Origin of the sequence: Psychrobacter sp. T6-5 (assembly GCF_052258485.2) — a bacterium.
GTDB lineage: Bacteria > Pseudomonadota > Gammaproteobacteria > Pseudomonadales > Moraxellaceae > Psychrobacter.
The window spans coordinates 1690664-1704259 of record NZ_JBQQEY020000001.1 but is presented as its reverse complement, the minus strand read 5'-3'; the positions used below and the strand labels follow the sequence as shown (position 1 = coordinate 1704259).

At 42.9% G+C, this 13596-nt stretch carries 8 protein-coding genes; all 8 read left to right on the top strand.

The features are described 5' to 3' along the window. Positions 1–206 precede the first annotated feature (206 nt). The 8 genes from ahcY (at position 207) to ACTXGK_RS22000 (ending at position 13560) form a co-directional block, all read left to right on the top strand. Positions 207–1631: an adenosylhomocysteinase gene (gene ahcY / locus ACTXGK_RS22035; protein WP_443516894.1), complete on the top strand. Its 1425-nt coding sequence runs from the start codon at positions 207–209 to the stop codon at positions 1629–1631. A gap of 13 nt (positions 1632–1644) precedes the next feature. Next, positions 1645–2493: a methylenetetrahydrofolate reductase [NAD(P)H] gene (gene metF, locus ACTXGK_RS22030; RefSeq protein ID WP_443516896.1), complete on the top strand. Its 849-nt coding sequence runs from the start codon at positions 1645–1647 to the stop codon at positions 2491–2493. 288 nt (positions 2494–2781) lie between these two features. Beyond that, positions 2782–3642, top strand: coding sequence for a 16S rRNA (uracil(1498)-N(3))-methyltransferase (locus tag ACTXGK_RS22025; protein WP_443516898.1), 861 nt, complete (start codon positions 2782–2784; stop codon positions 3640–3642). Positions 3643–3802: 160 nt separating this feature from the next. Next, on the top strand, positions 3803–5518 hold the full coding sequence (locus ACTXGK_RS22020; protein WP_443516899.1) for a sensor domain-containing protein: 1716 nt from the start codon (positions 3803–3805) through the stop codon (positions 5516–5518). A gap of 554 nt (positions 5519–6072) precedes the next feature. Next, positions 6073–7866, top strand: coding sequence for an acyl-CoA dehydrogenase C-terminal domain-containing protein (locus ACTXGK_RS22015; RefSeq protein WP_443516901.1), 1794 nt, complete (start codon positions 6073–6075; stop codon positions 7864–7866). 329 nt (positions 7867–8195) lie between these two features. Beyond that, positions 8196–9980, top strand: a complete 1785-nt coding sequence (locus ACTXGK_RS22010; RefSeq protein WP_443516903.1) for an acyl-CoA dehydrogenase C-terminal domain-containing protein — start codon at positions 8196–8198, stop codon at positions 9978–9980. A gap of 254 nt (positions 9981–10234) precedes the next feature. After that, a complete protein-coding gene (locus ACTXGK_RS22005; protein ID WP_443516905.1) occupies positions 10235–12682 on the top strand; it encodes a site-specific recombinase in 2448 nt (815 codons plus the stop codon). Between the two features lie 242 nt (positions 12683–12924). Further along, complete coding sequence (locus ACTXGK_RS22000; RefSeq protein WP_371532062.1) at positions 12925–13560, top strand: BLUF domain-containing protein; 636 nt, start codon at positions 12925–12927, stop codon at positions 13558–13560. The last annotated feature ends 36 nt before the right edge of the window (positions 13561–13596 follow it).

Here is a 13596-nt window from a genome sequence, read left to right as displayed (position 1 = left end):
TGACTCATCTATTACAATAACGACCTCCGAGAGGTGTTGCGCCATAAGTATCAATAGTTGTGTTCATATTCAAAGATCCACTATTCAGCCCTTATGTTAGGCTCGGTAACTGTTAATAATTATTTCACTGATTATTGACAGCGCAAATAACGGCACCTGCGTTTTTATTCTTTTTATCATACCTTAACCACTGATAGGAGCATATTATGGACGCAGTGTCTAACACCCCATCTGCCCATACGATCAACCCCTCTTTCACTGACTATAAAGTCGCCGACATCAGTCTTGCTGACTACGGTCGCCGTGAAATCACGCTTGCTGAAGCCGAAATGCCTGCCCTAATGGGTTTGCGTAGCCGCTACGAAGCCGATCAACCGCTTAAAGGCGCGAAAATCGCTGGCTGCATTCATATGACCATTCAGACTGCGGTTCTTATCGAGACGCTTGTCGCGCTAGGTGCTGAAGTACGTTGGACTTCATGTAATATTTTCTCAACTCAAGACCATGCTGCTGCTGCTATTGCTGCTGCTGGCATCTCTGTTTATGCTTGGAAAGGCGAAACGGAAGAAGAGTACGAGTGGTGCTTACGTCAACAAATCCACGTTGGTGGCGAAGCATCAGGTCAGCTTTGGGATGCTAACTTAATCTTAGATGACGGCGGTGATTTGACTGCTTTGATTCATAATGATTATGCAGAAATGCTTGATAGCATCCATGGTATCTCAGAAGAGACCACCACTGGTGTGCATCGTTTGGTTGAGATGTTGAATAAAGGCACGCTAAAAGTACCAGCCATCAACGTCAACGATGCAGTGACCAAATCGAAAAACGACAACAAATACGGTTGCCGTCATAGCTTAAATGACGCTATCAAACGTGCTACCGACATGTTCCTTGCTGGTCGTCGTGCCTTAGTTATCGGTTACGGTGATGTAGGTAAAGGCTCCACGCAAAGCCTACGGCAAGAAGGTATGATCGTACGTGTTTCAGAAGTTGACCCTATCTGTGCCATGCAGGCATGTATGGACGGTTTTGAAGTCTTATCACCATACATCGACGGTGACAACACTGGCGGCGCAGACAGCATCAATAAACGCTTACTTGAAGACACTGACATGATTGTCACCACGACTGGTAACTATCACGTTTGTGACCGTCATATGCTAGCAGCCCTTAAGCCTGGTGCAGTCGTTTGTAACATCGGTCACTTTGATACAGAAATCGACACACAGTTTATGCGTGATAACTGGCGCTGGGTTGAGATCAAGCCACAAGTTCATCAAATTTTCCGCTCAGATGATGAAAACGATTATTTGATTTTACTTGCTGAAGGTCGTCTAGTAAACCTAGGTAATGCTACTGGTCACCCATCACGCGTCATGGACGGCTCATTTGCCAACCAAGTACTGGCACAGATGTATCTGTTCGAAGAAAAATTCGCTGATCTACCGACTGACGAGCGCTTTGATAACTTGTACGTAAAAGTATTGCCTAAGAAGTTGGACGAAGAAGTGGCCGCTGCGATGGTTGCAGGCTTCAACGGTACACTAACCAAGCTGACTGAAAAGCAAGCTGAATATTTGGGTGTGCCTGTCGAAGGTCCATTCAAACCTGACGCTTATAAATACTAAAAGGAGCCTGACTGTGAGTAAGCCCGCTTTCTCCTTTGAGTTCTTTCCTGCAAAAACCGAGCAAGGTCACGAAAAGCTTCTCAGTACTTATGATGAGCTAAATAAGTTGTCACCGGCGTATTTTTCGGTGACCTACGGTGCGGGTGGCTCAACTCGTAGCCGTACCTTAGACATCGTGCAAGCACTAAGCGCGCGCGGTGAGACTGAAATTGCACCGCATATGTCTTGTATCGGTGATGACAAGGCTGAAATCGCTGAGTTGCTTGAGTTTTATAAGAGCTTAGGCATCAGACGTCTTGTCGCATTGCGTGGCGACTTACCGTCAGGTCAGGTTGGCATGGGTGAGCTGCCATTTGCGGTAGATTTGGTCAAGTTCATTCGTGAGCACTCAGGCGATCACTTCCATATCGAAGTGGCGGCCTACCCTGAGATGCATCCACAAGCGCGTAGCTTTGAGTTTGATGTCGACAACTTGGTGAATAAGTACCGCGCTGGTGCCAATGCATCGATTACGCAGTTTTTCTATAATGCAGACAGTTATCTGTATTTGCGTGACACGTTAGAAAAACGCGGTATCGATACTATTGCCCAGCCATTGGTAGCTGGCATCATGCCGATCACTAACTCTAGTAACCTGATACGCTTTGCTGACAGCTGTGGCGCTGATATTCCACGTTATGTACGTAAGCGACTAGCCGACTTTGGCGATGACAGCAAATCTATTCGTGAGTTTGGGTTTGATGTGGTTTATCGCTTATGTGAGCGCTTGATTAGCGAGGGTGTGCCAGCCATGCATTTTTATAGCATGAACAAAGTCGAGCCAAACAGACGCTTGGTTGAAGCACTGAGCTTAACCGCCTAGTTATTGATATTTAAGTACAAATCTAATTGATTGATTTTCAACTGGCGCTCTTAGGAGTGCCAGTTTTTTATTGGAAAAATTTTGGGCTATTACCTTTTATATTTTATAAGATACATTTCATCTTAATTACTTTTTTATTTTTGCTTCACTGTGCGATAGTATTATCTATAGATAAAGTGACTCCGCTGAACAATAATTATCATAAAAGCCATGCCTTTAGATAGCTCAAGTGATATTCTATGGACCCGATAATAAACGCTCCCAATCAAATAATAGGAATAAGACCACGTGCGACGTTTTTTTTATGCCATTAATAACGACAATTCTGATGCTATGCCTTTACCTAAGCTGGGTGATCTACCTCTAGGGAGCGACGTTGAGTTGCCAGACAGCATCGTCCATCATTGGTGCCGAGTGCTGCGTGCCAATATCGGCGATCAAGGTATCTTGTTCGATGGACTTGGTGGTGAGTATCAAGTAGCGCTGCAAACGATCAGTAAGAAAAAAGCCACCGCTACCTTACTCACTCATCTAAACGATGATCGCACGGCGCCTGTTATTAGCAAAATTGGCTTAGTAATGAGTCGCGGCGAGCGTATGGATTACGCGATTCAAAAAGCAACAGAGCTTGGTGTAACTGCCATACAGTTACTCAGCAGTCATCATGGTGAGGTCAATCTAAAACCTGCCCAAGTTGACAAAAAACTGGCTCACTGGCAACAAGTCGCTATCGCCGCCTGTGAGCAATGCGGTCTCAATCGTCCTCCTTTGATCCTTGCCCCACTATCTATCAATGAATGGCTAAACCATTCTGATTCTTTGAATACAGCAACGATGGTCAGTCCTATCGTCTCCACACTCAGTCAAGACACTTATTATAAGGTGCTACAAAAAACCGCGGATCTACGTATGCAGATGAGTGTGCCTGCAGCAGGACAACCTGCTAAACCCGAGAAACTGGCCTCGGTTCTCAAGCAAGACTCTCCTTATATTGAACTATTGATTGGTCCTGAAGGTGGTCTCAGTGACGATGAATGTCAAAAAGCAGAATCTGTAGGTTTTATGCCTTGGCAAATTGGCAGTAGGGTATTACGTACAGAGACAGCACCGGTGGTTGCATTGACTACTTTACTCGCTTTGTATGGTTAAAATTAGTATTAGTAATGAGATTTACTATCATTTATAGACATTTTAAAATAGAACTTTTGTTTTATATTGTGTAGAATCAAAAGTGATCTTAGTTCTAATTTAGTAAATTGAATCACAGTACTTATTTTTTATAAGCCTTTATTTTTTGTGAGACATTATTATGAGCAACTTTGACCCCATTCCAATATCGATTAAACAGCAACTCATGGCCCAACTGTGTGAGCAGATCGAAGATGCTGTTTTTGTATTAGATAGCAATTTACGCTATCTATCTGTCAATGCCAGTTATGAGCTTATGATTGGCTATAAAGAGTCATTTTTGGTCGGTCGTCCACTCGGTATTTACGCGGCTGAATTTTTGTCAGAAGAAGAGCAGCTTATCTTAAAGGCCATTAAGAAAAACTTGATCGAGCATGGTTTTTACGAATTTGATATTTCAATGGTCAATCGCTATGGAGAGACTATCGATTGCCATATGACTTATCGTAAGATTTGTGTCGAGCAAGCTGTTTATCATGTTGGCATGGTACGTGACATGTCGTCGGTTGTTAAAGATCAAAAGCAGGTCGCACATTTACTCAACTACGATCAGCTCACTGGATTGCCTAATCGCAAAGTATTTTTAAGTCAGGCCAGTGATATTTTATTAGATACCTATCAAGAAGTTGTCCTTGTACGTTTAAATATTGACCGCTATCGTAATCTTGCAAGCTTGTTGGGTTCTGATGGCGTTAACTCATTGATACAGAGCTTTGTAGAGCGAGTCAAAACCCTCGAGCTAGAAAATTTACGCTGCTTTTCTCACTTTGGTGGTGATGATTTTGCATTACTGTTTGAATGCAAAGATGGCAATATGGTGCGTCATCAGCTAGATACGCTCATGCAAATGTGCGAGATACCCTTCACTATGAATGAGAACGCGGCAACGGATGCTCATATCTATTGCCATGTCTCTGTTGGCGTCAGTTACTTTCCTAAAAACGATGCTCAGGTAACAGGCTTACTGACCAAAGCAGAAAAATCCTTACAGTATGTCAAAAAACACGGCGGCGATGATATCCGTTGGTATGACAAAACGATTGAGGAAGCCACTTCAGGTAGCCTACAGTTAGAAGCTGATCTTCGAGCAGCGTCGGCTGAAGGACAGTTCATACCGTATTATCAACCAAAATTCTTATTAGATACTGGAATAATTACGGGATTTGAAGCGCTAGTTCGCTGGCAACATCCTACTCGCGGTCTACTAAAACCAAAACATTTTATCGATGCTATTTTGACCCATAAGCTCTCGTTTGAGCTGTTTTCACAGATGGCTAACAAGATTGCTAACCAGTTATCTGAATGGCGACAGCAAGGTTTTTGTCAGCACATCTGTATCAATGCTGATGCTGCTGAATTTAGTCATCCTGAATTTTTTGATATGGTGAGCGGCCTATTGGTACAGCACAAGATTGCAGCGTGTCAGTTGCATATCGAAGTGACCGAATCCTCTTTGATTCAGCGCCATGATGATGTCAGAAAACAACTCAACGCCCTCAAAGAATTGGGTGTCTGTCTTGCCTTAGATGATTTTGGTACGGGCTATGCATCCTTGAGTTACCTGCAAGAATACCCCTTTGATTTTATTAAAATTGATAAGAGCTTTATCTCAAAAATTGATACCGACCGTACTCAGCATGCCATTGTAAAAGCCATTCTAGACTTGGCAGATGCTCTAGACATGCATGTAGTGGCAGAAGGTATAGAAACTGAACAGCAGCGCGATGTGTTACTGGCCATGGGTTGCAAAAATGGACAAGGCTATTGGTTTGGCAAACCTGTGCCCGCTGATGTTGCCACTGAAATGCTGGTCAAACAGTATACTGTCCAATCATAGATGTCTTGATATTTGCCCTTCCATCATGGCTGGGCTTGACACACTCATGCATTGGGTGGCTATCAAATACTAACGTTTGCTAAATATCACAAGACCGCTTGTTGGTGCATTTGCTCTAAAAGCGGTTTTTCTTTGTTTGGTCGATATTGCCTTTTATTTTATATCCAATAATTTGAGGGATAGATTCTGCCTTGTATCGCTAGCTTTTTCATAGAGTTATTAACGATGCAAACTGCGCCTAACGTCGATTGTATAACCGATGCAAGATAGGTTCATGACTTATCAGTGCTGTCACCAAACTTGTATAATCGCCTATGAAAGCCTATCTTTTATAGTGAATTTGTTAGAGCTTATGACTTCTCGAGCTGACTCTAGCAATCACCATTATTTTCAATGCTATTTTGTATAATCGATGACTTTGTTAATTTTCGTTATTACCTATTTTTATTCATATAGGTTCACCAGATTGACGTGAGCAAAATTTGGGCACTATAGTGCAACCCTATGCTCGCTATTGATTATCATCAACTATATTCTAAAAAGGACAGGATACCATGCAATATAAAGCCCCTATTCGTGATATGAAATTTGTCATGCATGAGCTTCTAGACAGTACCACTCATTATCAAAATATTGGTGATTATGCTCATATTGAAGCAGACATTGTAGATAGCTATCTAGAAACAGCCGCAAGCTTTGCAGAAAATGAGCTATCGCCATTGAATCAAAGTGGTGACGCTGAAGGCTGTCATTTCGAAAATGGCGTAGTGACCACACCTAAGGGCTTCAAAGAAGCTTATAAGCAGTATTGTGAGCTTGGCTTTACTTCATTAACAGCGGAAGAAGAGTTTGGTGGGCAAAATATGCCTATGTCGTTGAACTCAGCAATTTCCGAGTTTATGGGTACGGCTAACTGGTCATTTGGCATGTATCCTGGTCTGTCTGAAGGCTGTATGGCGACGCTGGAGCACCACGGTACTGCTGAGCAAAAGCAAAAATATTTGCCAAAGTTAATCTCTGGTGAATGGACTGGCGTTATGTGTTTGACTGAGCCTCAATGTGGCTCGGACTTAAACCAAGTACGTACGAAAGCGGAACCTAATGATGATGGTACCTACAACATCAAAGGTAGCAAGATTTGGATCTCAGCTGGTGAGCACGACATGTCTGAGAACATTATTCATATCGTTCTAGCTCGTCTGCCAAATGCGCCAGAAGGCACTAAAGGCTTGTCTTTATTTGTGGTCTCAAAATTCCACGTTAATGATGATGAAAGCTTAGGTGAGCGTAACGCGGTATCTTGTGGTTCTATTGAGCACAAAATGGGTATTAAAGCATCTGCTACTTGTGTGATGAACTATGACGGCGCGACGGGTTACTTGATTGGTGAAGAAAACCGTGGCTTGAATGCGATGTTTACTTTCATGAATGTGGCGCGTATTGGTACTGCGATTCAAGGCGTTACCGCGGCTCAGTTTGCTTTCCAAGGCGGCCTTGCCTTTGCAAATGATCGTTTGGCATTCCGCTCTTTAGACGGCGCTAAAGCCCCTGAAAAACCAGCAGATCCTATTATTGTTCACCCTGCGGTCCGTGATATGTTATTGACCATGAAAGCATTTGCTGAAGGTGGACGCGCGCTGATTGGTTATATGTCTCAATTTGCTGATATTGTCGCCAAAGGTGATGGCGAAGCGCAAGAATACGCCAATCAGATGCTGTCTTTCTTAACGCCAATTGGTAAAGCATTCTTAACTGAAACAGGTCTAGAAGCAGCGGGTCATGGCGTTCAGGTCATGGGTGGTAGCGGTTTCTGTACAGAATATGGTTTAGAGCAAAACGTACGTGATACGACGATTTCTTGTATTTATGAAGGTACGACTCAAATCCAGTCACTCGATTTGATTGGTCGTAAAGTCTTGGCTTCAAAAGGCAAACTACTTGCGAACTTCACTACAGTTATTACAGATTTTTGTCAGACCAACAAAGACAATGCAGAAATGACTCAGTTTATCGAACCGCTTATGCAGCACGTTAAGCAATGGGGTGAGCTGACGAAAGAAATCGGTGAGCAAGCGGCTCAGGATCCACAAGCAGTAGGCGGCGCGGCGGTTGATTACATGTATTTCAGTGGCTATGTGACCTTGGCTTATTTATGGGCACGTATGGCATTGGTTTCTCAAACAGCTATTGCAGACGGTAGCGGTGAAAAAGCATTCTATGATGCCAAGGTAAAAACTGCTCAATTCTACTTTGCTAAGTTGTTACCACGTACGACTACCTATGCACAGCGCATCAACACAGGTGTTGAGCCATACATGACGATGGATGTTGATCAGTTTGCTTTTTAATTAAACCTTAGACATCTCTTCATATTGTATTTTTATCGGCAACATACTTCGGTGTGTTGCCGATTTGCTTTATGGGTTTATTTATAACCATGTTGGTTATATCCATTTATATATTAGTATCTCTTTATAGATAGCTACAAGTTTTTAAATCCCTTTAATCACTGCAATAGCAGCTGCTAACTTTTGGTGCACGCACAATTCACGAAGAAATACACCCGCGCACAAGCTTATTTGTTAAACTTTGAATATGAATCGCTAAGGTTACATCAAGAGAACAGTTGATAATCTTAACAACTCCAATTTTATCTATTTAAACCAAAGGAATGTTTATGGCTGTTTATAACGCCCCTCTTAATGACATGCGTTTTATGTTAAATGATGTATTTAAAGCGCCACAATTTTGGCAAAATAACGAAAACTTAGCTCATGTCGACATGGAAACGGTTGATATGATTTTGGAAGAAATGGCAAAACTTTCAAAAAACATCTTACTACCTATTAACCGCAGCGGCGACGAAGAAGGCGCAACCTTTCAGGGTGACGGTGTTGTCACCACACCAACAGGTTTTAAAGACGCGTACAAACAGTATGCTGAATCAGGCTGGGTTGGCTTAAGCGGTAACGCTGAATACGGCGGTCAAGGCTTCCCAAAAATGGTTACCATGCTCACCGAAGAGATGGTTTTTACGGCCAACCAATCGTTTGCCCTATACCCTAACCTAACCGTCGGTGCGACGCTATGTTTGAATGCCGCTGCCTCTGAAGAACAAAAGCAAACTTATTTAGAAAAAATGTACAGCGGTGAATGGTCTGGCACCATGTGCTTGACAGAGCCACATGCGGGTACCGACTTAGGTATCATCAAAACCAAAGCCGTGCCCAACGATGATGGCAGCTATGATATCTCTGGTACCAAAATCTTTATCACTGGCGGTGAGCACGATCTCACAGACAATATTATTCATTTAGTATTGGCAAAAACACCCAATGCCCCAGAAGGCTCAAAAGGCATCTCACTGTTTGTTGTACCAAAATTCTTGGTCAATGCGGATGGTAGCTTGGGCGAGCGCAATACATTAGCCGTTGGCTCTATCGAGCACAAAATGGGTATCAAAGCGTCTGCTACTTGTGTCATGAACTTTGACAATGCCAAAGGTTGGATGGTTGGCGAAGAAAACACCGGCCTATCATCAATGTTCATCATGATGAACTATGAGCGTGTCACCATGGGCTTACAAGGCCTTGGTGGTTCTGAGCTTGCTTATCAGAACGCGGCTCTATACGCCAACGACCGTGGTCAAGGCCGCAGCGATACGCAATTGCAAAGTCCAGAAAAACCTGCGGATGCCATCATCCACCATGCAGATGTCCGTCGCATGCTATTGAACGCCAAAGCCAATACCGAAGCCTCACGTTGCTTTGCAATGTATGTCGCCAAAAATTTGGACGAAGAAAAATTTAGTACCGATCCTGAATCAGCAAAAGCCGCCGCTGCTCGTGTTGCCCTACTGACGCCAGTGGCTAAAGCATTCTTGACTGACAAAGCGCTAGAAGCGACTGTTGATTGCCAGCAAGTCTTCGGTGGTCATGGCTATATCCGCGAATGGGGTATGGAGCAAATCGTTCGTGATACACGTATTGCTCAGATTTATGAAGGTACCAACGGTATTCAGGCACTTGATCTATTAGGCCGTAAAGTGGCAAAAAATAACGGCAAATATGTCACACATTTCTTGGGTGAGATTCGTGATTTCGTCAATAACATGCAAGCGGATCATGGTATCAAACAAGCCACTTTAGATGCGGCGGATACGATTGAAGAGCTCACCACAACGGTGCTGAACAATATTGGCGAACGCAAGAACGAAGTGAATGGCTGTGCAGTTGATTATATGCATGCCTTTGGCTACCTCGCCTATTCCTACATGTTTGCGTTGATGGTAGAAGCAGCCAACGGTAAAGAAGGCGATTTTTATACCAATAAAGCCAAGCTTGCAGATTACTTCGTTGGCCGTATCTTGCCACGTATCGATGCTCATGCACAGATGGTCAAAGCTGGTAGTGACCCGATGATGAACTTTGATCTTGACTATTTTGATGTGCCTGCTAGCTAAATGCTCATTGTAATAATCTTATAAAATGTTAATAAAAAGGACAGTCTGGTTGCTGTCCTTTTTTTTGTCAAAATAACTGCTAACAAAATAATTCACTATCCATGCGTGGTTACGATTAAAATGATGCAAGACAAAGTGTCGCTCAAATGAAATGATAAATTTACCAAGTTTTTAAAAAATCATTACGACTTACTATGCAATGCACAGTAGCAAATAATAAAAACGATTGAAACAACCACAATAAAGGGTGCGACGTGTCAGAATTAAAACGCATTTTACAACAAATTACAGCCCTAAGTGATGTGCCCGATCCGGCGATGCTCAAACGCTTGATCGATGAGTTACGCGTCAGTGACAAGGAACCCGCTTTAGCTAACGAAAACATCCAATCCCTTATTGATATCCTGCATCAACACCCAGAATACGGCGATGGGCTCTCTAGCTTCGTCCTAAAATTAATTATCCAATATCGTCAAATCGCGCTATATACCGATACAGGTATTATGTCGGATCAAGGATTCTTTAATAGCTTAAGACGATTGGTCGGGCATCGGTTTTTGCCGATACTCCCTCAAGATGACTCAGTGGTTGAGCTGGTTGGTTACTTGTTTGATAAGCGCACTGATGAGCGCTGGCTTGCCAATATTGAGACAAAAAAATGGGACGAACTCGTGCAGCTTCTAAGGGTGGAAGAAAAACACCTAGACTTGGTTGCCACGGCAAAAAACAGCATCTTGAACGCGATTATTATTTTATCTTATCGCATCAGCGGTCTTGGCTTGCATCCTGATTTGATGGACGCTTATCCGCAGATGCTCAACTACTCTGCTTCTTTTGTTGCTCAAAACCAAGAAGCGGTGCTCTTTGTCAATCAATACAGACAAGCGCATGAGCTTGATACCTTAACCGACATTACCCCTGAACAAGCCGTTGATCCCGCACCATTGCTGGTCATGATTGAGCAGTGTGAAGATATCGTTGCTACTATCCGCAAACGTATCTACAAAACAGGTATTTCTATTCGCTTGACCAATATGATGCTGCGCTTAGATCAGAGTTTACAGCGAGTGCGTATCTTGACAGAGCTGGTCACAGATGACCATCAAAAAAGAGATCGCGCCGTCATTGAGCTGATACAAACACTGATTACGACTGCCAATCGTCGCTATAGTATTGGCCACCTGATTGATAACAACACAAAATTGTTGTCACGTAAAGTCACTGAAAACGCCAGTCGCGTGGGTGAGCACTATATCAGCACCGATAAGTCTGGCTATCAAAAAATGCTCAAAAAAGCCTCCATTGGCGGTTTTGTCATTGCCTTTATGGCCACCATAAAAATACTGGCGTACCAATTGGCGCTCGCACCGATGGGGCGTGCATTTATCAACAGTATGATTTATGGCTTGGGCTTTGTGTTCATCCATGTTATTCGCGGAACGGTCGCTACCAAGCAGCCAGCGATGACCGCTGCTGCTATTGCTTCTACTATATCTGAAGGCTCTGGCAAGAAGTCTCATCAGTTAAACAAGCTATCAGAGTTAGTCGTCGATATTTTACGTACTCAGTTTATCGCTATCATGGGTAATGTTATGTTAGCGATACCCGTTGCACTCATCATCTCTTTTGCTTGGTTACAGTACACAGGCGCACCGATGATTGGTACAGAAAAAGCAGGTCATCTACTCCATGATTTGGATCCGTTTCACTCATTAGCGCTCCCTCATGCTGCTATCGCTGGCGTGTATTTGTTCTTAGCGGGTTTGATCGCGGGTTATTATGACAATTTAGCGGTCTATAACAAAGTAGGTGCGCGTATTCAACGCCATAAACTACTACAATATATACTGCCTGCATCATGGCTTAAGCGTTTAGGCGGCTTCATAGAAGCGAACTTGGGCGCTATCATGGGTAACTTTTTATTCGGGGTTTTCTTAGGTAGTACAGCAACCATCGGCTACATATTCGGCTTACCAATTGATATTCGCCACATTGCTTTTGCTTCAGCGAACTTGGCACACGGTTTGTTCAATATATCTGCTGATGACATTAGCTGGAGCCTCATTGTGATTTCTATATTGGGTGTGGCACTTATTGGTATGGTCAACTTGATAGTCAGTTTTTCGCTGGCGTTATTTGTTGCTTTACGTTCAAAAGAAGTGCGTTTCTTTGAATGGAGTCGTCTCACAAAGCTAGTGTTTGGACACATCATTAGCCACCCTTCTGACTTTTTCTGGCCACGCGACAAGCCAATGAAATATGCACGCATCGATAGTCAAGGTCATATGATATTTGATGACACTTCAGCACAAAAAAATGGAAAAGCCATACCAAGCAATTATGTGGTACGCCGATTGTCTGATGTCAGAATATTACCCGAGTCTAAGCAAGCAGTAGCGCAAAACGCGGAAGCGAGTACAGACATATACTATGACAGTCAACCACAGGGCGATCACACCCAACCTCACAACTCGCCTAAGAAGGTTGTCAATCTTGATGATGGTCTTGCAGATGAAGAACTAAATAGCACGCCTTATACCGACGATATCCAATATGACAAAGTCACCAAGACGCTCAATACCATCGATAATGATGATACTGTTGGTCACGAGTCAGATCATACGGATGCTGATGACAAGGCCACTGGCGATGCCAAAACACCTTTGCCAAAACCTAAAAAACCGCCAAAGCTGCCTGATTAAAAGGCTCGCTTGGGCGGCTTTACGCTTGGTGAATTATTGAGATTAAAATTATTTGGCATCAGACCTGAAGCACTCACACGACTTAGCTAAAGCTTTTACATCTTAATCTTGAAAATATGGACGTAGAAGCAAAACTCTCGCACAGCTCAACAAACTTAGGATTCAAAAATCATCTAAAATAATGAGGAGCGGGCTCAATAAGATATTAAGATATTGGGATAGACCACTAAACGAGGACAAGAATGAATATAGCCAGTCATAGCAAACTGGAAGAATCTATGAAGGATGTTGCATCAACCTCCCTTGTAAGACTCATCTATGTTAGTAGAGTTAATACCACCGATAGATCTGTATTTGAGCATATCCAAAGACACTCGCATGTCTACAATAAAAATAATAAAATTGCAGGTTTTCTATGCAATGATGAAAAAAGCTTCCTTCAATGCTTAGAAGGCGCAAAAGATGTTGTATTTTCTCTTATGCAAAGAATATTTAAAGATAGGAACCATAAAAAAGTAGATGTCGTTGCTGTTGAGCAGGTCAGTCAGTGCCGCTTTGAAGATTGGCGTATGCACAGTCTTAACTTAAGCGCCAGTAACTGGCATAGATTGTCTGATCATGCTCAGTTAGGAGAGATCTCACCATTCAAACCAGAACACTGGCCATACTGGTTTGTTGAATACTTTATCGAGTGCGTGAGAAAGTTCGACTACTCTAACATCAGTCATGACACAAACTACATCACCTTTGATGACTTAGGTTACTCTGAACTTGAAGAAAAGTTAACTCAAGATAATATCTTATTATTTATATTTCTTGGGCTACTGGTCGCGTCAACCGCAGCTGTCCTATTATTCAGGTACGACGTTATTCCTTAATGACTCAGTTAGATGACTTATTAATCATTTGAGCAT

Excerpts from the sequence above, each read along its gene's own strand:
- ahcY (WP_443516894.1), top strand. The coding sequence starts at position 207 with ATGGACGCAGTGTCTAACACCCCATCTGCCCATACGATCAACCCCTCT.
- ACTXGK_RS22020 (WP_443516899.1), top strand. The coding sequence starts at position 3,803 with ATGAGCAACTTTGACCCCATTCCAATATCGATTAAACAGCAACTCATG.
- ACTXGK_RS22015 (WP_443516901.1), top strand. The coding sequence starts at position 6,073 with ATGCAATATAAAGCCCCTATTCGTGATATGAAATTTGTCATGCATGAG.
- ACTXGK_RS22010 (WP_443516903.1), top strand. The coding sequence starts at position 8,196 with ATGGCTGTTTATAACGCCCCTCTTAATGACATGCGTTTTATGTTAAAT.
- ACTXGK_RS22000 (WP_371532062.1), top strand. The coding sequence starts at position 12,925 with ATGAATATAGCCAGTCATAGCAAACTGGAAGAATCTATGAAGGATGTT.